The sequence below is a fragment of the Serratia grimesii genome (assembly GCF_900186025.1).
GTDB lineage: Bacteria > Pseudomonadota > Gammaproteobacteria > Enterobacterales > Enterobacteriaceae > Serratia > Serratia grimesii.
Genome location: NZ_LT883155.1, coordinates 1,404,458 through 1,423,814 on the forward strand (window position 1 = coordinate 1,404,458; position 19,357 = coordinate 1,423,814).

The following is a 19,357-nucleotide window of genomic DNA, read 5'->3' on the forward strand; positions in this document are numbered from 1 at the left end:
TGATAACAGTTCTCACCACGGTCAGGATGGTTAATAGTTAAACATAGCCTCAACGTTCGGCTATCACTTAATAACCGATTTCACTGTTAAATGGCAGATACCAGAACAGGGCAATTTCGTGATCGGCGATATCTGGCTGAGCGCGATACAGCAGATGATCAATACCGCCGAGGATAAAACCAAAACGTTGATAGCAGCGGCAGGCGGGCAGGTTAGTATTTTGCGTTTCCAGCATCAGGCCGGAGGTTTCATGGCGTTGCGCCCAGAGTTTTGCCGTCTCAAGCAGTGCAGTAGCAATCCCCAGGCGGCGGACATGGGCGCTAACGACGATTTCCTCGATCAGCGCATACCCATTCCAGTTATTGCTTAGCGTGATGTGTCCGACTGCCTCGCCACGATGACGGGCCAGAAAGGTTTCGCTTTCATCATTGACGAACGGGGCCAGCGGGTAGTTTTTGCGGAATGGCGTGACCGGTAGCAGTGGCCAACTGTCGATCGGCGTGTCGAAAAACGGTTGGGCGTAGAGTGCAATCTGAAAGCTAAAGTCGCAGCTGGTCAGATACCCGTCGGGTAAGCGGGTAACGGGAGTAATTTGGATCGCGGGGCTCATGGGGCAAGATCCCTCAGCAAACGCGCCGGATTGCCGGCATAGATCCCTTTACGGGTGATGTTTTTCGTGACGACTGACCCGGCACCGATCACCGCACCGTTGCAAATTTCCACTGCCAGCACCGTGGCGCCGGAGCCAATAGAAACATGATCACCAATCATTGTGCGGCCCCAACTGCTGGCATCGGCATTGGGCGCGCCATCTTTAAACAGATCATTGGCGAAGGTGACGTTGTGGCCGATAAAGCAGTCCGCGCCAATAGTGACATATTCACAGATAAAGCTGTGTGACTGGATTTTGCTGCGTGCGCCGATGCTGACGTTTTTTTGGATTTCGACAAAGGGCCCGACGAATACTTCATCGCCGAGCCGGCAACCATACAGGTTGCACGGCTGAACGACGGTGACATTTTGTCCGGCGTCGACATCGACAATGCCGGCTTGGCGAACGGTAAGGGCAGATGACATGACGTTTCTCACGGCAGTGGCGCAGTGGGCGAATTATAAAACAAACTGCGGTCACGTCTGTGCTTTCTGAACGTTTTTTCAGCGAAAGACTATAATTAGTACAGGGGAGAGAGCCCCGTGGCCGCAATCCTCGTACGGTTAGCAATCCGTCAGAGGGGTAAATTCGTTCGCCGATCGCGACCTACGGCGATGGAGGAGGTGTCTCATGGTTAATCATGTTTGGGGACTTCTGGCGCATCCAAGCACCGAGTTCGAACACATTAAAAGCGAGAACGAAAGCGTCTCGCACCTTTACACCCATCATGTACTGTTATTGGCGCTTATCCCGGTGATTTGCGCGTTTATCGGTACGACCCAACTGGGCTGGCTCTCCGGCGAAGGACATGCGATCCGGCTCAATACGTTCACCGCATCTTATACCGCAGTCGCTTTTTATCTGCTGATGTTGGCAGGCGTGGCAATCATGGGGAAAGTGATCCATTGGATGGCACGGCGTTATGAAGTACGTCCGAGCTTGCACCGTTGTATGGTGTTCGCCGGTTATGTCGCCACCCCGATGTTCCTTAGCGGCATTGTGGCATTGTATCCCGTCGTGTGGTTGTGCCTGTTTGTCGGCGTGATTGGCCTGTGTTACTCGGGTTATCTGCTTAATCTGGGCATACCGCACTTCCTGAATATTGATAGTAAAGAAGGGTTTATCTTCTCCAGCTCGACCTTTGCCATCGGCATCTTGTTGCTTGAGTTGCTGCTCGGGGTAACGGTACTGCTGTGGGGGTATGGTTCCTGGTTATTCTAAAATCTGTTTTGATATTGCCCCACATGCCGGTCTGGCATGTGGGGCTTTTGCTATTTAGGGTTGCCGAAATACCAGCATGACGCCAGCCAGAATCGCCGCCATGCCCAACATACTGATGGCGGCCAACGCGTGCCCAAGCAGCAGATAGTCCAGTAGCGCGGTCACCGCCGGGATCAGGTAAAACAAGCTGGTAACCTGCACCAGATTGCCGCGTTGGATCAGCCGATACAGCAAAAAGGTGGCCAACACCGAAATCACCACGGCCATCCACAGCAGAGGCACGACAAATGCCATGCTCCAGTCGACGCGTAGTGGTTCAAACGGCAGCACCAATGTGCACATCAATAATCCGACGGCGTACTGTAATGGCAAGACTGCCAGGGGCGGTTGTGCCAGACCTTTTTGCAGCAGTGTGCCGACGGTCATGCAACCCAGCGCGATAAAGGCGCACAGCATGCCAGGCAGCGAAAAGTGGGCAATCATCAGGCTTTGATACACCACCAGTGTTAACCCGGCCATGGCCAACAATAGGCCAAGGCCACGCAGCCCCGAACATCGACGTTCAGTAATGAACTGAGTGAGTATCGGCTGCACGCCAAGCAGCGTCGCCAGCACACCAGGGGTAATGCCTTGTTCCAGTGCCAGCAGATAGCAAATCTGATAGCTGCCAATCATTAACAGTCCGATCAGCGCGACACGGCGACGGGTGCCTGGGGTGGGCAGGCATTGGCGTTGCCACAGGCCGATCGCCAGCAGCAACGCCAGTGCGATCGCACAACGGAAGAACAAAAAGGCAAAGGCGGAAGCATGTTCCAGCCCCCAGCGTGAGAAAATTGCGCCGCTGCTCCAGAGCAGGACGAATAAGGTGGCCAGGCCCGCGTTGGCCCATTGAGAAATAAATCGCATTGAGTTTTCACCTGTCGTGAAAATAATAAGCTCCAGCAGACACGGCGTTCTACGCCGGGACGCAAATCAAGCAAAGCTGGAGAAGAGAATTCGGTTTGGCTTAGCGCACAACCACTGAGCGTGGTGGATAAGCGGCAACCGCAGATACGACAGAGAAAACGGCAGGTGGGGCGGAGGATGCGCACAGCAGAACAACGGCCGGAAGGGTCGTGTTCGCAGGGTCTTTCATGTGCGCAAACTGAGTCATGGATATTCCTGAATGCAGGGCGTGATTAACAAAACCAAGATAGTGAACTTTGGTTGACTGTGCAACATAAAATTAACATGCGTTTTTGCCACCCGATTCGGCCCCCGAATCTCGGGGGCGCAATCTGAGAGATGGTTTATTACGCTTTGTTATCGGCCCAGTGTTTCCGCTTGCTGGTTTTGCCAAGGCCCGGGTTAAAGCTGTTGGTTGGGTCGGCGGATTGATAGAACGCTTGCAGGTCGGGTTTGGCAGGGTAGAGGTGGCCGACGTTATGTTCCGCAGGGTATTCCGCACCGCGCTGATCAAGGATCTCGAGCATTTTTTCTTTCAGTGCGTGGCTGTCGACGCCTTTTTTCACCACATAATCCTGATGGAATACGTGGCACATAAAGTGGCCGTAATACAGCTTGTGCACCAACTGGCTGTCGATTTCCGGCGGCAGGGTTTCGAACCAGTCAGTGTCGTTGCGGCGCAACGCGATATCCAGCGCCAGAATATCTTCTACTTTGTCGGCATGCACCGCATGATAACGCACGGCGGCACCGGCGGCGGCAAAGCGGTGCAGGAAGGCTTTCTTGCCTTCTTCTGGGGTACAGACGAAGAAGGCTCCATTGGCCTGGGCAAAATATTGGCTCAGGTACTGTTGCGCCTCTTCAACACCCGGACCAGCCATTTTCAGTAGCAGGTGATGTTCAAAACGCTCACGGTACTCTTTCATCCGTTTTGGTAGATGGCTGGGGGCCAGGTGACTCAGGCCCTGCATCAACCGATCGGTCAGGTTATGCGGCAGCAATGGTAGCTTATTGAGGCTGGCGTCCATGCGGCCTTTTAAGGTAAAGAAACTCGGCATTTGGTCGGTCCCGAGCTTGTCGATCATCATGAACGTGTCTTTGCCATACACTTCGGCGATATCAAAAATATCTCGGTGCATGTATTCGCCAGCTACCGGCAGATTGTCAAAAGTGCTGAGCATGTGGCGGCGTAGCTCAGTCAATACGGCGGTGTCGTTGGTGCCGATGTAAAACACCTGCTCTTTGCCTTCTTTTTCAAAAGTATCCAGTCGTACTGCAAATACGGCTAACTTGCCGGCGCAGCCGGAGGCCTCGTACAAGCGACGCTTGTCGGCATTAAAGCGGGAAGGGGTGTCGGCATCAACGTCTCGTACCCGGCTGGCGTATTCGTTGTCGGAAGCTCGCAGTTCACCATGTTCAACATCTTCTGGCCGGTAGTCGCCTTTTTCCAGCCGCGTGAGGATCTCCTCCGGCGTATCGCCGAGCTTAATCCCCAAATGATTGACTAACCGCAGTTGCCCGTCCTCACCCAATTGAGCGTATAAGGCCATCTCGGTATAGGCCGGGCCGCGCTTGACCAGTGAACCACCAGAATTGTTGCACACGCCGCCGATTACCGAAGCTCCGATGCAGGAGGAACCGATCACCGAATGGGGTTCGCGGCCATAAGGCTTGAGTAATTTTTCCAATTGATTAAGCGTGCTGCCAGGGAAACCCACCACCTGTTTGCCGTTGTCCAACACTTGTACGTGATTGAGTCGCAGGGTGCTGATAATGACGACATCGCGATCATAGTCATTGCCGCTGGGCGTCGAACCTTCGGTCAGGCCGGTATTCGCCGCCTGCATGATGACAATTTTGTCGGCTGCGACGCAGGCTTCTAACAGCTGCCATAGCTGCAACAAGCGCGTCGGGAACACCACCGCCAGTGCCTGGCCAACGCCGGAGCGGAAGCCTTTGCGATAACGTTCGGTGCTGCGTTCGCCGGTCAGCAACTGCGGGCCGCCAACGATGCTTTTAAGCTGATTGAGAAACGCCTGGTTGGTCGCGCTGGTAAACTGCGTCATGCCGATCTCCCTGTCGTACCCCATGTCTTTCTCCTACCGTGTTGACAGCGGTATCTGAAAGCCACAGGGTAATTAATTTAATGGCTTATTAGCTTATTAAGTTGATAGCTTGTATAGCTTAGTAACGCTCTACGTAGCCAGCCCGACGCTCTTCGTCTCGCAGCGTCAGGATCTCCACGCCGTCAGCGGTCACTGCGACAGTATGCTCCCATTGGGCAGAGAGCTTCTTGTCGCGGGTTACAACCGTCCAACCGTCTTTTTTCTGCTTAATCCGATGATCGCCTTGGTTGATCATTGGCTCGATGGTAAACACCATGCCTTCCTGCAATACCATACCGGTGCCTGGCATGCCAAAGTGCAACACCGCCGGTTCTTCGTGCATATCGCGACCAATGCCGTGGCCGCAGTATTCGCGCACGATGCTGTAGCCGGCTTTTTCGGCGTGCTGCTGAATAGCATGGCCGATATCACCCAGTGTGGCTCCTGGTTTCACCACACGGATGCCTTGCCACAGCGATTCATACACTGTGTTTACCAGCCGTTTGGCCAAGGGTGTGGTCTGCCCGATGCAATACATTTTACTGGAATCAGCGATGTAGCCATCATTTTCGAGCGTAATGTCTACATTAACGATCATGCCGGAACGCAAAATTTTACTGGCAGAAGGAATACCGTGGCAGATCACGTCGTCGATCGATGTGTTAAGCACATAAGGAAAATCGTACTGGCCTTTGCTGGCTGGGCGCGATTTTAACTCATTGACGATAAAGGCTTCGGCACGGTCGTTGATCTCCATAGTGGAGATGCCTTCGACAATCACCTCATCGAGCATAGCAAACACCTGTGCAAGCAGGGCGCCAGAGTGACGCATTTTGGCAATTTCTTCCGGCGTTTTGATCACAATCTCTTTCACCCGACAATCTCCTTCAACGTCAGCGCGTTATCTTTCATCATTTTTTTTACCAGTTGGGGGTAGGTCAGTTCCGGATGGAACTCCGCCAACATCCCGATCTTGATCCAGTATTCCGCCTGCGCGTTGATTGAACGCGTCATCGACATACTGGCGAGGCGAAGATCGTCATGCAGTGCGTCGGAAATTTTCACAATGCCCATAATCTGCTCCATAAGCGATTTATATACGTAGTGTATATGTTTTGGGTGGTGAAAATTTTGCTTTCTGTGGCATGGGAATATTCTTGTTCACAGTGATTGTCGCCACCCGACAATGCGTTTATTGTGATAAACAACTTTTTTGCACTGATTTTTCAGAAGGATTTAGGGCGTGAGCAAATTACGTGTTGGTGTGATCTTTGGCGGTAAATCGGCGGAGCATGAGGTTTCGCTACAGTCGGCAAAGAACATTGTGGATGCAATCGACAAAGACAAGTTTGACGTCACGCTGCTGGGGATCGACAAGCAGGGGCAGTGGCACATTAACGATGCGTCCAATTATCTGCTGAATGCAGAAAACCCGGCGCTAATAGCACTGAACCGTTCAAATAAAAATGTGGCTTTGATTCCCGGTAAGGAAAAACAGCAACTGATCGAATCAGGCAGCGCCGGTACCTTGGGCCAGCTCGATGTCGTTTTCCCAATCGTACATGGCACTTTGGGGGAGGATGGATCGCTACAGGGGCTGTTGCGGATGGCCAATCTGCCATTCGTCGGCGCGGGTGTGCTGGGGTCGGCGGTCAGCATGGATAAAGACGTCACTAAACGTTTGTTGCGTGATGCCGGGCTGGCTGTGGCGCCATTTGTGACGCTGACGCGCAGCAATCGCGCTAAATTCAGCTTTGAACAACTCAGCGAACGCCTGGGTTTGCCGCTGTTTGTTAAGCCGGCTAACCAAGGGTCTTCGGTGGGGGTCAGCAAGGTTCAGGATCGTGCCGGTTTTGATGCTGCCGTGACACTGGCGTTTAGCTTCGATCATAAAGTGTTGGTGGAATCGGCGATTGTAGGCCGCGAGATTGAGTGCGCCGTATTGGGCAATGATGAACCGCAGGCCAGTCTGTGTGGCGAAATTGTGTTGAGCGATGCCTTCTACTCCTACGACACAAAATACATCAACGAGCAGGGTGCTCAAGTGATCGTGCCTGCGGTGATTGCGCCGGAGGTGAGCGACAAAATACGTGACGTAGCGCTGAAAGCGTTTCGTGCGTTGGAGTGTTTCGGTCTGGCTCGTGTGGACGTGTTCCTTACGCCGGACAACAACGTGGTGATCAACGAAATCAACACGCTGCCGGGCTTCACCAACATCAGTATGTATCCCAAATTATGGGCTGCCAGCGGCGTCAGCTACAGCGAACTGATTACCCGCCTGATTGAACTGGCGCTAGAGCGCCATCAACAGGATCGCGCGTTGAACAGTTCGGTGTTTGATCGGTAAGCGGGCATAAAAAAGAACCAGGTTGGTGGCCTGGTTCTTCTGACAAACTCGCGTAAAGGCTAGACCGGTAAGGGGCGAACATGTTCTAACCCATTGATGATGTTATTGGGTGCAGCATGCAGCGCCCCTGCCATGAAACAATTGAGTTCTTTTTTGAAGCGGGTTTCTTACTTCACCGTCACATCAATATCGCCAAAATATTTCTTCGCCAACTTGCCCACCGTGCCTTGTTGCTTCACTTTGACAATGGCTTCATTGAGTTTTTTCTTCAGCGCGTCATCCCCTTTACGCAGACCGAAGGCAATGCCTTCACCGAGGATCTTGTCATCACTGACCGCATCGCCAACAAAGGCGAAGCCCTTGCCGTCAGGGTGCGACAGGAAACCGCTTTGTCCTGAAGGTGCCATGACCAGCGTAGCGTCGAGGCGTCCGGCGGTCAGATCAAGATAAGCCTGGTTCTGATCCTGATAGGACACAACGTCCACGCCTTGTGGTGCCCAGTGTACCTTGGCGTAGGTTTCCTGGATTGAACCTTGCAGCACGCCGACATGCTTGCCTGCCAACGAGGTGGCATTCGGCAACAGACCGCTGTCTGCTTTGGCAATCAGTCGGTTAGGCACCTGATAGATAGAGTCAGTGAAATCTATCGCCTGGCGACGTTGGTCAGTAACGTTCATTGCCGAGTTAATGGCATCAAATTTGCGTGCTTTTAACGCTGGGATCAGGCTGTCGAACGAGGTTTCGACCCAACTGCATTTCAACTGCGCGGCGGCGCAAACGGCGTTACCCAGATCGATATCAAAACCTTCAAGCTGACCGCTGGCGGATTTGGATTCGAACGGTGGGTACAGTGCTTCCAGGCCAAAGCGCAGGGTATTTTCTGCCGCCAGCGTGGAGCCGGCGGCCAACAGGCAACCTGCGGCGATCAACGTTTTCAGTGATTTCATATTCAGAGCCCTTTTCCCATGGTCAAAGCAAAAATGAATGCATTACACCTGACACAGACGGCGTGCGCCTTCCAGCAGGGTCTCGTTATCTTTTGAAAAACTCAGCCTGATAATGCCAGTGTCGGTACCGTCGCTGTAAAATGCCGACAGCGGGATAGTCGCCACTTTGGCTTCGCGGATCAGGCGTACTGCAAAATCGTTGTCGCTTTCCTGACTGAAACCGCTAAAGCGGGCCAGCATAAAGAAACTGCCGCGGCTGGGCAGTAATTCAAAGCGTGAATCTTGCAGGGCATTGGCCAGTAAATCACGTTTCTGCTGATAGAAGGCCGCCAGTCCCAGATAGCTTTGCGGGTTTCCCAACGCTTCAGCAAAGGCATATTGCATCGGCGTATCGGCGGAGAACACCATAAACTGATGAACTTTACGGATTTCATCCATCAACGCTGCAGGTGCCATACAGTAACCGACGCGCCAGCCCGTCACGTGATAGGTTTTGCCAAATGACGAGACAATCACACTGCGTTCGGCTAACTGTGGATGGCGCGCCATGCTGTGATGAAGACCACCGTCGAAGACGACATGCTCATAGACTTCATCGGACAAAATGACGATGTCGGTGTTGCGCGTGAGGGCAGTCAGCCGCTCAATGTCATGTTCGCCAAACACACTGCCGGTTGGGTTATGCGGGCTGTTAACGATGATCATCCGCGTTTTACTATTGATGGCGGCGGCGACTTCGTCCCAGTCAATATGCAGATCTTGTAGCGACAGTTTAATGGCGACCGGTGTTGCGCCCTGCAAGCGGACGATCGGCGCATAGCTGTCGAACGCCGGTTCGAAATAAATAACTTCATCGCCTGGGTGCACCAGTGCGCTGATGGCGGAATACAAACCTTCGCTGGCGCTGGCAATGACCGTAATTTCTTCATTGGCGTCGTAGCGCGCGCCATACAATTGTTCGACTTTATCAGCCAGAGCGGATCGTAACGCCGCTACGCCGCTCATCGGGGCGTATTGGTTATGACCTGCGCGCATGGCTTGCGCTACCGCGTCAACCAACTGCGGCTCACAGGCGAAGTTGGGGGCGCCCTGCGAGAGGTTCAAAGCCTGATGTTCAGCACTGAGCTGGCCAATAACGGTAAAAATAGTGGTGCCGACGTCCGGCAACTTAGAGCGGTGTGAGCAGGCGCTCTGCATGAGTGGCTCCAGGGAGAAAGAGGGGAAGTATCGTTTGATTAAGCATCAATGACGGTAGGCCAACAAGGGAAAGTTTGTCATACTTGCCATGCATTCAGATCATGGCTTATATCTTCCACTCGCCATCATGGGCGCAGCATGCAGTACCTCTACCACAGGGGTTAACCCTAAGGGACGTATCTATTCGTCCCGACAATTTTCTGGGATATAAAGGAGCTCGCTGTGTCGTCATCCTTACCTTCGCTCGATGTCTTGAAAACCTTTGTGGTGGTGGCCCAACGGCTTAATTTCACTCATGCCGCCCAAAGTTTGCATTTGACGCAGGGCGCGGTCAGCCGGCAGATCCTCGGGCTGGAGCAGCATTTAGGCTACCCATTATTTAGCCGTGGGGCACGTGGCCTGGCACTGACGCCACAGGGGGCGATGCTGTTGGCGCCGGTGCAGCAGGCTCTGGGGCAGTTGGATGAGGCACTATCGCGGGCTGGGGCACAGACGGGGACTCTGCGGATAAAGTGCCCGACCTGTGCCATGCGCTGGGTGTTACCGCGCATCATCCGGCTACAAAATGAACGACCGGAAATGCATATTGAATTGACCGCGTCGGTATCGCACGGGCTGGATTTCGGCGCAGAACACTTTGATGCTGCCGTGGTGTTCGGCCGGCCGCAGGGCAAGAAGCTGACTGTGCATCATCTGTTTGATGAAATTCTTACGCCAGTCTGCACACCATCTTATCTGCCCGATTTGCCTCATCCACCAACCCTGACCGATCTGTCTGAGAAAACCCTGTTGCACCCTACACGCGATCGCCGCGACTGGTTGTTGTGGTTGAAGGCGGCGGGAAAAGAGGCACTACCTTCACGCAAGGCGCAGCATTTCGATACGCTCGATCTGGCGATGAGTGCCGCGCTACAAGGGTTTGGTATCGCCATCGGCGATTTGTGCTTGTTAGAAGAGGATATCCAGGCGCAGCGCGTCGTCACACCTTTCCCACTCAGTGTTGTCAGCGGTGCGGCGTACTATTTGGTTTATCCGGAACGGGCTGTGGTGCCCACAGCATTAACAGAACTGGTCAATTTTCTCGACGATGAGGCGGCACTAAGCCGCGCGCGGCTGAAAAATTACCGACTGGCGTCTGCTAACAGCTTGTAACTTTTAACATTACAAATTATTTCTGCGGTGAAAAGGAGTATGGCACACTGCTTTTCACATTGATTGATCATCCCCGCCGCGGCCTGCGATGGGAACATGCCTGAGATAAAAAATATGAAATGGCTTTGTGTGGTGAGTATGTTGTCCGGTCTGGCCATCAGCCCGGTTTTTGCGCAGGAAAGTACTGTCATGCAGGGTGTGAACGCGCAGCAGCGTGACGCCTTTGTCTCCAACCTAATGAAACAGATGACACTGGAAGAAAAAATCGGCCAGTTGCGGTTAATCAGCGTTGGGCCGGATAACCCGAAAGAGGCGATCCGTGACGGCATCAGTAAGGGCCAGATTGGCGCCATCTTCAATACGGTTACCCGACCGGATATCCGCGCCATGCAGGATCAGGCCATGCAACTCAGTCGCCTGAAAATCCCGTTGTTCTTTGCCTACGACGTAGTGCACGGCCAACGCACCGTGTTCCCGATCAGCCTCGGGCTGGCGGCCAGTTTTGATCTCGAAGCCATCGCCCTCAGTGGCCGCGTATCGGCTCAGGAAGCCAGCGATGACGGTTTGAACATGACGTTCTCGCCGATGGTCGATATCACCCGCGATCCGCGCTGGGGACGGGTATCGGAAGGTTTCGGTGAAGATACCTGGTTGGTGTCTAAAATAGCCAAAGTGATGGTGGATGCGTACCAAAATGGCGATCCTTCCCAACCCGGTGCCATCATGGCCAGCGTGAAGCACTTTGCGCTGTACGGCGCTACCGAAGGTGGTCGTGATTATAACACCGTCGATATGAGCCCACTGCGGATGTACCAGGACTATCTGCCGCCTTATAAGGCTGCGGTTGACGCAGGCAGCGGTGGCGTTATGGTGTCGCTCAACTCGGTGAACGGTATTCCGGCCACCGCCAACCCGTGGCTGTTGAAAGATTTGCTACGCGATCAGTGGGGCTTTAAGGGCATCACCATCAGTGACCACGGCGCGATTAAAGAGCTGATTAAACACGGTGTGGCGGAAGATGCCCGCGATGCCGTACGGTTGGCGATCACCTCCGGTGTCGACATGAGCATGAGCGACGAATATTACGACCAATACCTGCCGGGGCTGGTGAAGGACGGGCTGGTATCGGAAAGCGATATTGACCGGGCCTGTCGCGACGTACTGAATACCAAATATGACATGGGCCTGTTCAAAGACCCGTATACCCATCTTGGCCCGGTGGGGTCTGATCCTCAGGACACTAATGCCGAAAGCCGGTTGCATCGTGCTGAGGCACGCGTGATCGCACGTAAGACCATGGTCCTGTTGAAGAATGACAAGCAAACGCTGCCATTAAGCAAGCAGGCAACCATTGCGCTGGTCGGGCCGATGGCCGACAGCCAACGTGACGTGATGGGCAGCTGGTCAGCCGCTGGGGTGATTAAACAATCGGTCACCCTGCGTGAAGGGCTGGAGCGTGCCGTGGGCGACAAGGCGAAAATCCTCTACGCCAAGGGTGCCAACGTCACTCAGGACAAGAGCATTATCGACTACCTGAACGAGTATGAACCGGCGGTGGTGTTTGATACTCGTCCGCCACAGCAGATGATTGACGAAGCGGTGCAGGCAGCGAAGAAAGCCGATGTGGTGGTCGCGGTGGTGGGGGAATCGCAGGGCATGGCGCACGAAGCTTCAAGCCGTGCCGACATCACTATTCCACAAAGCCAGCGTGACCTGATCGCCGCGCTGAAGGCCACTGGCAAGCCGCTGGTGCTGGTGTTGATGAATGGCCGACCACTGGCACTGAGCTGGGAAAGCCAACAGGCGGATGCGATGCTGGAAACCTGGTACAGCGGCACCGAAGGTGGCAATGCGGTGGCTGATGTCCTGTTTGGCGACTACAACCCGTCGGGCAAGCTGCCGATGACCTTCCCGCGTTCGGTCGGGCAGATCCCGATGTACTACAACCATCTGAATACCGGCCGTCCGTTCGGCAAGGAAAATCCGGGCAAGTACACCTCACGTTACTTTGACTCACCAAATGGTCCGCTGTACCCGTTTGGCTACGGCTTGAGCTACACCAGCTTTAGCCTGTCGGACCTGAAGCTCTCCAGCCCGACGATGGCGCGAAACGGCAAAATCACGGCCAGCGTCACACTCAAGAACACCGGTAAATATGATGGTGCCACCGTGGTGCAGCTGTATCTGCAAGACGTGACCGCTTCGGTCAGCCGCCCAGTGAAAGAACTGCGTAATTTTAAAAAGGTGATGTTGAAAGCGGGGCAGTCGCAGAAGGTGGAGTTGCCTGTTACCGAAGAGGATCTCAAGTTCTATAACGCCAGCCTGAAATGGGGCGCGGAACCGGGCAAGTTTAATGTCTTTGTCGGCCTGGATTCTGACAACGTGCAAGCACAGAGTTTTACACTGAAGTAAGTATACCGGCACATCTGTTGCCACCCCAGCCACTTTCCCGAGTGGCTGGGGACTTCAAAACGTTTTAATTCTTTAGCCTGTCACAGGCAACAAACTCGTTCGTTTGCGTATAAATCCATCTGTTTTGATCCCGCTGATTGTTTCGCCATGGGCATCGCTATATCATTTTGTACATAACGATAACCAACCGGAATTTCCCATGTTCAAACGCTTCCCACGAATACTGCTGTTTTTTATCCTTTTTTCATCCGCCGCGCAGGCAGAGCGCCAGGTAACCGATCAACTCAACAGACAGGTCACGTTGCCCGATACCATCACCCGCGCGGTGGTGTTGCAACACCAGACGCTGAACCTATTGGTGCAACTTGATGCTCTGCCTCAAGTGGTTGGCGTGCTCAGCAGTTGGAAGAAGCAATTGGGGCCAAATTATCTGCGCCTGGCACCTGAACTGGCGAACATGCCGATGCCGGGTGACCTCACGTCAGTGAACATTGAAAGCCTGCTCAAATTGCATCCGCAGGTGGTGTTTGTTGCCAACTACGCACCGCCGGAAATGATTGCTCAGATAGAGCGTGTAGGTATCCCGGTGGTCGCGATTTCGCTGCGCCGTGAGGCAGCGGATCAAGCCGGGAAAATGAACCCGGTGCTGAACGATGAAGACCAGGCTTACAATCTTGGCCTGCAAGACGGCATTCGCCTGATTGGTGCGGTCATGGGCCATCAACCTCAGGCCGAGGCATTGATTCAAGACGTATTCCAACAGCGGACGCTGGTGGCCGATCGGCTGCGCGACTTGCCGGAAGACCAACGCGTACGGGTCTATATGGCTAACCCGGATTTAACCACTTACGGCTCAGGTAAATACACAGGGCTGATGATGCAGCATGCGGGTGCGTTGAACGTCGCGGCAAAAGATATTCAGGGTTTTAAGCAGGTGTCGATTGAAGACGTACTGAAGTGGAACCCGGCGGTGATTTTTGTGCAAGAACGCTATCCTGAGGTGGTGCAGCAAATCCTCAGCGCACCGCAGTGGCAAGGGATTGATGCGGTGAAAAATAAACGTGTGTACCTGATGCCGGAATACGCCAAGGCCTGGGGATACCCGATGCCGGAGGCGCTGGCATTGGGTGAACTCTGGATGGCGAAAAAGCTTTATCCGCAGCGTTTCGACGACGTTAATGTGCAACAGCGGGTGGATGCCTACTATCGACAGTATTACCGCAGCAGTTGCTGCCAGAGCGGGCAATGAGGCTTGGCTGGCTGATCCTACTGACATTGCTGTGTGCGTTGGTGTCATTGGGCATTGGCCGCTATCCGGTATCGCCAATTCACAGTCTGATGATCCTGCTCGAGCCGCTTACCGGCCCACAAGGCGGGATTGATGCGGTTCAGCGTCAGGTGATCCTCGGGGTACGTGTACCCCGGGTATTGCTGGCGATGGGTGCGGGTGCGGCGCTGGCCTTATGTGGTGCAGCGTTGCAAGGGGTGTTTCGTAACCCGTTGGTTGATCCGCATATTATCGGTGTCTCTTCCGGTGCCGCGTTTGGCGGTACGTTGGCTATTTTGCTCAGTTTGCCGATGATGGCGCTGTTGCTGTCAGCGTTTGTGTTCGGCATGGCGGCGTTGCTGCTGATTTTCGCCATTACCAGTGCCATTGCCCGACGCAATATCTTGTCGCTGGTACTGGCCGGGGTGATCCTCAGTGGGTTTTTCTCTGCCTGTGTCAGCCTGCTGCAATATCTTGCCGATACCGAAGAGAAACTGCCGAGTATCGTATTTTGGCTGTTAGGCAGTTTCGCCACCGCCGACGATAACAAACTGTTGATGTTGTTCCTGCCGCTGCTCTTGGCTGGCGGGCTGCTGCTGGCATTGCGTTGGCGTATCAATTTGTTGTCGATGGGGGACGAAGATGCTGCTGCGCTAGGGATTAACGTTGAACGCACTCGCTGGCTAATTTTGACGTTGTGCGCGGCGATCGTTGCTGCGCAGGTGGCGGTCAGTGGCAGTATCGGTTGGGTAGGACTGGTGATCCCGCACATCGCCCGGTTGTTGGTCGGCCCCGATCATCGCCGCCTGCTGCCGGCTTCTATGTGCCTGGGGGCATTGTATATGGTACTGATCGACGATCTGGCACGTACGTTGAGCAGCAGTGAAATTCCTTTAGGCATCTTGACGGCATTGATCGGTGCGCCGCTGTTTGCATTGCTGTTGCGCCGTGCGCAGCTGAGAGGTTGGCATGGGTGAGACGTTATTGGCGGTCAACGATTTAAGTTTTGGCTGGCCAGGCCAGGCAGCTTTATTTAACCAACTGAATATGCAGTTGCGGCGCGGTGAGGTACTGGCGGTGTTAGGCCCTAATGGGCGCGGTAAAAGCACTCTGATGCAACTGCTGCTGGGTACTTTGCCGCTGCAAAAGGGCGCTGTTGAATGTGGTAACGGTATTGGCTTTGTGCCGCAGCATTTCGCGGCTCCTTTTGCCTACCGCGTGTTAGATATTGTGTTAATGGGGCGTGCACGCTATGTGGGCCTGTTCCGTTCACCTTCGGTGCAGGACCACCGATTGGCGAAAGAGGCCTTGCAGTCGCTGAATATGTTGGACTTTGCTGACCGCGAATTCGGCAGCCTGTCTGGCGGGCAACGGCAATTGGTACTGATTGCACGTGCACTGGCAATGCACTGTGAGGTGTTGATGCTGGATGAACCGACCTCTGCACTGGACTTGCACCATCAGGATCGGGTGCTGAGCCTGATGTCACATTTGGCGCGGGAAAGACGGATGGCAGTGATGTTCTCCACCCATCAACCTAATCATGCGCATGCGGTGGCTGATAGGGCTCTGCTGCTGGGTGCAGCAGGGCAACATCAAATCGGGCCGTGCGCTGGGGTACTGACGGCCGAGAACTTGTCACCGTTGTTTGATTTGGCCATTGAGCGGGTAGCTTTAGAGATTGATGGACGGCAGTTTGAAACGCTGGTGCCATTGTATCGTAGCCAACGGGAGCGTGAACGTGAGTAATATTTTGTTGTTCGCTGCCGGTAGCCTGCGTGGGGCATTTGGTCCCTTGCTGACGGCGTTTCAGGCACAAACCGGTGAAAGGGTAGAAACTGTGTTTGGTCCAGCAGGCCTGTTGCGCCAGCGAATCGAAGCAGGGGAGCATCCGCATATTTTTGCTTCGGCCAATCTGGCGCATCCACAGCGCTTGGTTGATTTGCAGTTATCACCGCAGGTGCACCGTTTTGCTCAGAATCGGCTGTGTGCCACCGTGCGTAATATTACCGAGTTAACAGAACCGCCATTGCTGGAGGCGTTACTGGATTCACGCTGGAGAGTAGCGACGTCCACACCTGGCGCAGATCCTTCAGGTGACTATGCACAGCAATTGTTTGATCGAATAGAACAGATCATGCCGGGGCAGGGGACTGCTTTGCGACAACGAGCATTAGCATTGGTGGGTGGGCCTGACTCAAAGCCGGTGCCTGTGGGTCGGCCAGCAGCAGAGTATCTGCTTAACAGTGGGCAGGCAGACATTTTCCTCGGTTATGCCAGCTATGGTGCTGTGTTAGCTGAGTTTCCCGAACTGGCTGTGAGGCATTTACCGCTGTCACTGGCGATTAAAGCCGATTACGGCCTGTGCTTACTGGCTGCACGAGCGCAGCATTTAGCTGAGTTTATTCTGGGGGCGCAGGGGCAGGAGATGTTGCGGGAGCAAGGTTTTTTACCTGCCAACGTGATGAGCTAATAGCTTACTAAGTTGGCAGGCTATGGGGCAATTACAGTTTTTTCAGCAGTTGCAGCAGGTGTTCTTCACTTTTCTCTGCCAGCCTGTCAATCGCCAGCTTAATAATGTCAGAGCGGGTAATGCGCACGACACCGTTACGCGCGGCCTGCATAATAATTTCATCGATAGCATCGACATGGTTATCTGTCAGGCTAACAGAAATGGCTTTATAAGTGCGTTTGCGGCCCTGTGGTTTGGCTTCGGGGGCAGGCACTAACAAGGTATGTGAGGTGGCGCTGTTAATAAATTCGTCTTCTGACATGCGGTGGGTTGGGGTGCGCTTTTTCACAGAATCACCTCTTTTACCAGGCTTTCGATTTCTGCCTGCGCTTTTGCGTTATGTGCCTCGTGCACGGTAATCGCTTCACCCCAGGCATCACGGTAGATCTTGCGATCACACAGACGGTTGCTAACTAACGTCAATTCTGGGTATTCACTCAATACCTGCGCCGCTTCGTTAGCTTCATTAATAAAGATGTTGGTTGGGCACATGTTCAGCACAATGTAGCCTTTCACCTTCTCGTTATATTCCTGTGCGGTGGCAAACATTTCCGACAGATACCCGACGGTGTCGAGATCCATCTGTGATGGGCGCAACGGAGAGAGGAACAGATCGGCCGCCAGCAAACCAGAACGCAGTTCTGCGCTATCGCGGCCTGCGGTATCGACAATGACATAGTCGTAATGGCGATCCAGTTCCAGCAGGGTCTCTTTGATTTTGCCCGAGGCCGCGACTACAGGGATATGTGGCAGGCCTTCCACGTTCTGGCGGTCGTTATACCAGGTCATGATTGATTTCTGATCGTCAGCATCAACGATGATGGCCGTTTTTCCCTGCTTAAGGATCAGATATCCGGCGATATTGACCGCCTTGGTCGATTTTCCTACGCCACCTTTTTGCGAGCCAATCAAAACAATCATGCTGCCATCTCTTAATTTATTAAGCTGTTAACTTATTAAGTTAATATGCTTATTAGGTTGATAATTAAATAGGTTAACAACAATAACGCCTGAACAATATGCACCAACTACGGCGGCTTGCCAAGCCGTATGCGGTTAACTTTACAGCCTATTTTGCTGGTAATTGAGCCAGTGGGTAAGTAGGAATGTTCTGGGAAGGAGAGAAATAGAGGGGGATTTTTTAATTTGGTAGCTTAATAAGTTATTAAGCTACCAATGATAGCCACGCCGTGAGCGCTACTTTTTCAACATTGACTTCAGGTTGGCAAACGGATTGTGAGTCGCGAGTCCAATGTCTTTTTGCGCATCTTCACCGGCAATCACCGTGGAGCCATATTGGTCGGCTTCGGTATATTTGGAGTGCTCATGATCGTGGCAATACAGGCACAGCATTTCCCAGTTACTGCCATCTTCCGGGTTGTTGCTATGGTCGTGATCGATATGGTGGACCGTCAGTTCACGCAGGTTGGAGTAAACAAACTCGCGCGAGCACCGCCCGCAGACCCAGGGGAAGATTTTCAGCGCTTTTTCGCGGTAGCCGGTCTCCAGCCTCGCGTAGTTTTTTGGGATATATGCCATGGTATGTGCCTGCCGGGTGATAACAATAATGCGTCTAATAATATCACAAAGCGCCGGGTTACAGCGTGCGGCACATCACCGTCACTTCTTCGCCACAAACCTCCAGCAACTCAACTGGTTGCCAGCCCAGTTTTTGATACGGCAACTGTAGTGGGAGTTTTCGCTTATGTGAAGGTCTCGACGGCCCAATCGATAAACACGCGCAATTTGGCGCTTAGATGACGGTTGGAGGGATAGACCACGTACATCTGTTCCGAGGGCGGTTGCCAGTCTTGCAGCAGGCTGACCAGTTCGCCGTTGTCCAGATGCGGCTGGGCCATAAAGCGGAAGGTCTGGATAATGCCCAGCCCGGCCAATGCCGCGGCAAGTAGGGCATTGCCCTCGTTGACGCTGACGTGATAGCGGTGCTGGATATCAATCTCCTTGCCCCGATCGACAAAGTGCAGCGGCTGGATGCGATCGTTCAGCGCATGGCGGTAGTGCGCCAGCGGAAAACCCAGCTCCAGATCGCACGGGTGTTGCGGCGTGCCGTGGCGCGCCAGATAGGCTGGGGTGGTGCAGGTGACCCATTCAAGTTCGAACAGCCGGCGGGCAATCAGAGTGGAATCGGCCAGCGGACCGCTGCGGATCACGCAGTCGGCGCTGTCGTTAATCAAATCAATCAGGCGGTCACCGACCCCCAGGTCGATCTGTATCTGCGGGTAGCGCGCGATAAAGTCCGGCAGCGCCGGTACCAGCAACTGCCGCGCCGTTGAGCCACCGGCGTCGATGCGCAGCACGCCCTGTGGCGCAGTCTGCGACTCGGTCATGCTGCCTTCCATCTGTTCCAGTTCCGCCAGCCACTTGACCGTACGCTGGTAATAGCATTCACCCTCGGGGGTGACCGACACGCTGCGGGTGGTGCGCTGGAACAGCTTGGTTTGCAGGTGATCTTCCAGGTTCTGAATCAGCTTGGTGACGGTGGCCTTGGGCATCCGCAACGAGTCTGCGGCGCGGGTGAAACCGCCGGTTTCCACTACGCGATTAAACACCCGGATAGCGAGTAAATGATGATCCATAGC

Annotated in this window: 20 protein-coding genes; 8 read left to right on the forward strand and 12 right to left on the reverse strand. The window is 53.9% G+C overall.

Features of this window, described 5'->3' with window-relative positions:
• Window positions 1–67: 67 nt before the first annotated feature.
• Both SGBXF1_RS06570 and SGBXF1_RS06575 read right to left on the reverse strand, forming a co-directional pair.
• Window positions 68–610 (reverse strand): GNAT family N-acetyltransferase, encoded by a 543-nt coding sequence (locus SGBXF1_RS06570; protein ID WP_186428010.1) that lies wholly within the window; start codon window positions 608–610, stop codon window positions 68–70.
• Window positions 607–1,077 (reverse strand): acyltransferase, encoded by a 471-nt coding sequence (locus SGBXF1_RS06575; RefSeq protein ID WP_037421536.1) that lies wholly within the window; start codon window positions 1,075–1,077, stop codon window positions 607–609. The genes SGBXF1_RS06570 and SGBXF1_RS06575 overlap by 4 nt, the downstream gene beginning before the upstream one ends.
• Window positions 1,078–1,282: 205 nt before the next feature.
• Between SGBXF1_RS06575 and SGBXF1_RS06580 the strand changes: the two genes are divergently transcribed.
• Window positions 1,283–1,873 carry a Yip1 family protein gene (locus tag SGBXF1_RS06580; protein ID WP_061806948.1) on the forward strand — a complete coding sequence of 197 codons (591 nt, stop codon included), beginning with the start codon at window positions 1,283–1,285 and terminating at the stop codon, window positions 1,871–1,873.
• 54 nt (window positions 1,874–1,927) lie between these two features.
• Here the strand turns inward: SGBXF1_RS06580 and SGBXF1_RS06585 are convergent, their stop codons facing one another.
• From SGBXF1_RS06585 to SGBXF1_RS06600, 4 genes are all read right to left on the reverse strand, one after another.
• Window positions 1,928–2,779 (reverse strand): DMT family transporter, encoded by an 852-nt coding sequence (locus tag SGBXF1_RS06585; RefSeq protein WP_037421542.1) that lies wholly within the window; start codon window positions 2,777–2,779, stop codon window positions 1,928–1,930.
• Window positions 2,780–3,165: 386 nt separating this feature from the next.
• Window positions 3,166–4,884 (reverse strand): D-lactate dehydrogenase, encoded by a 1,719-nt coding sequence (gene dld, locus SGBXF1_RS06590; RefSeq protein ID WP_130379657.1) that lies wholly within the window; start codon window positions 4,882–4,884, stop codon window positions 3,166–3,168.
• 118 nt (window positions 4,885–5,002) lie between these two features.
• The gene (gene map / locus SGBXF1_RS06595) at window positions 5,003–5,797 is read right to left on the reverse strand and encodes a type I methionyl aminopeptidase (RefSeq protein WP_037421545.1); all 795 of its coding nucleotides are present in this window, start codon (window positions 5,795–5,797) and stop codon (window positions 5,003–5,005) included.
• Window positions 5,794–5,997 (reverse strand): ParD-like family protein, encoded by a 204-nt coding sequence (locus SGBXF1_RS06600; protein ID WP_037421548.1) that lies wholly within the window; start codon window positions 5,995–5,997, stop codon window positions 5,794–5,796. Before SGBXF1_RS06600 ends, map begins: the two co-directional genes overlap by 4 nt.
• A 169-nt stretch (window positions 5,998–6,166) precedes the next feature.
• Here SGBXF1_RS06600 and ddlA point away from each other — a divergent pair, with 169 nt between their 5' ends.
• On the forward strand, window positions 6,167–7,270 hold the full coding sequence (gene ddlA, locus SGBXF1_RS06605) for a D-alanine--D-alanine ligase (protein ID WP_037421552.1): 1,104 nt from the start codon (window positions 6,167–6,169) through the stop codon (window positions 7,268–7,270).
• A gap of 167 nt (window positions 7,271–7,437) precedes the next feature.
• On the opposite strand, the gene SGBXF1_RS06610 is transcribed toward ddlA, so the two are convergent.
• On the reverse strand, window positions 7,438–8,217 hold the full coding sequence (locus tag SGBXF1_RS06610; protein WP_037421555.1) for an ABC transporter substrate-binding protein: 780 nt from the start codon (window positions 8,215–8,217) through the stop codon (window positions 7,438–7,440).
• Between the two features lie 42 nt (window positions 8,218–8,259).
• Window positions 8,260–9,414 carry a pyridoxal phosphate-dependent aminotransferase gene (locus SGBXF1_RS06615; RefSeq protein ID WP_037421558.1) on the reverse strand — a complete coding sequence of 385 codons (1,155 nt, stop codon included), beginning with the start codon at window positions 9,412–9,414 and terminating at the stop codon, window positions 8,260–8,262.
• Window positions 9,415–9,636: 222 nt separating this feature from the next.
• Between SGBXF1_RS06615 and SGBXF1_RS06620 the strand changes: the two genes are divergently transcribed.
• The 6 genes from SGBXF1_RS06620 (at window position 9,637) to SGBXF1_RS06645 (ending at window position 16,718) form a co-directional block, all read left to right on the forward strand.
• Complete coding sequence (locus SGBXF1_RS06620; protein WP_186428011.1) at window positions 9,637–10,566, forward strand: LysR substrate-binding domain-containing protein; 930 nt, start codon at window positions 9,637–9,639, stop codon at window positions 10,564–10,566.
• Window positions 10,567–10,680: 114 nt separating this feature from the next.
• Complete coding sequence (gene bglX, locus SGBXF1_RS06625; RefSeq protein WP_186428012.1) at window positions 10,681–12,978, forward strand: beta-glucosidase BglX; 2,298 nt, start codon at window positions 10,681–10,683, stop codon at window positions 12,976–12,978.
• A gap of 199 nt (window positions 12,979–13,177) precedes the next feature.
• The gene (locus SGBXF1_RS06630; RefSeq protein ID WP_186428013.1) at window positions 13,178–14,227 is read left to right on the forward strand and encodes an ABC transporter substrate-binding protein; all 1,050 of its coding nucleotides are present in this window, start codon (window positions 13,178–13,180) and stop codon (window positions 14,225–14,227) included.
• Complete coding sequence (locus tag SGBXF1_RS06635; protein ID WP_186428014.1) at window positions 14,224–15,222, forward strand: FecCD family ABC transporter permease; 999 nt, start codon at window positions 14,224–14,226, stop codon at window positions 15,220–15,222. The genes SGBXF1_RS06630 and SGBXF1_RS06635 overlap by 4 nt, the downstream gene beginning before the upstream one ends.
• Window positions 15,215–15,994: an ABC transporter ATP-binding protein gene (locus tag SGBXF1_RS06640; RefSeq protein ID WP_186428015.1), complete on the forward strand. Its 780-nt coding sequence runs from the start codon at window positions 15,215–15,217 to the stop codon at window positions 15,992–15,994. Before SGBXF1_RS06635 ends, SGBXF1_RS06640 begins: the two co-directional genes overlap by 8 nt.
• A complete protein-coding gene (locus tag SGBXF1_RS06645) occupies window positions 15,987–16,718 on the forward strand; it encodes a substrate-binding domain-containing protein (RefSeq protein ID WP_186428016.1) in 732 nt (243 codons plus the stop codon). Before SGBXF1_RS06640 ends, SGBXF1_RS06645 begins: the two co-directional genes overlap by 8 nt.
• Window positions 16,719–16,749: 31 nt before the next feature.
• Here SGBXF1_RS06645 and SGBXF1_RS06650 read toward each other — a convergent pair whose 3' ends face one another.
• From SGBXF1_RS06650 to SGBXF1_RS06665, 4 genes are all read right to left on the reverse strand, one after another.
• Complete coding sequence (locus SGBXF1_RS06650) at window positions 16,750–17,046, reverse strand: hypothetical protein (protein ID WP_037425109.1); 297 nt, start codon at window positions 17,044–17,046, stop codon at window positions 16,750–16,752.
• The gene (locus SGBXF1_RS06655; protein ID WP_037425112.1) at window positions 17,043–17,678 is read right to left on the reverse strand and encodes a division plane positioning ATPase MipZ; all 636 of its coding nucleotides are present in this window, start codon (window positions 17,676–17,678) and stop codon (window positions 17,043–17,045) included. The genes SGBXF1_RS06650 and SGBXF1_RS06655 overlap by 4 nt, the downstream gene beginning before the upstream one ends.
• 276 nt (window positions 17,679–17,954) lie before the next feature.
• Complete coding sequence (gene yajD, locus SGBXF1_RS06660; protein ID WP_037425115.1) at window positions 17,955–18,296, reverse strand: HNH nuclease YajD; 342 nt, start codon at window positions 18,294–18,296, stop codon at window positions 17,955–17,957.
• Window positions 18,297–18,460: 164 nt separating this feature from the next.
• Window positions 18,461–19,354, reverse strand: coding sequence for a LysR family transcriptional regulator (locus tag SGBXF1_RS06665; protein WP_186428017.1), 894 nt, complete (start codon window positions 19,352–19,354; stop codon window positions 18,461–18,463).
• Window positions 19,355–19,357 lie beyond the last annotated feature (3 nt).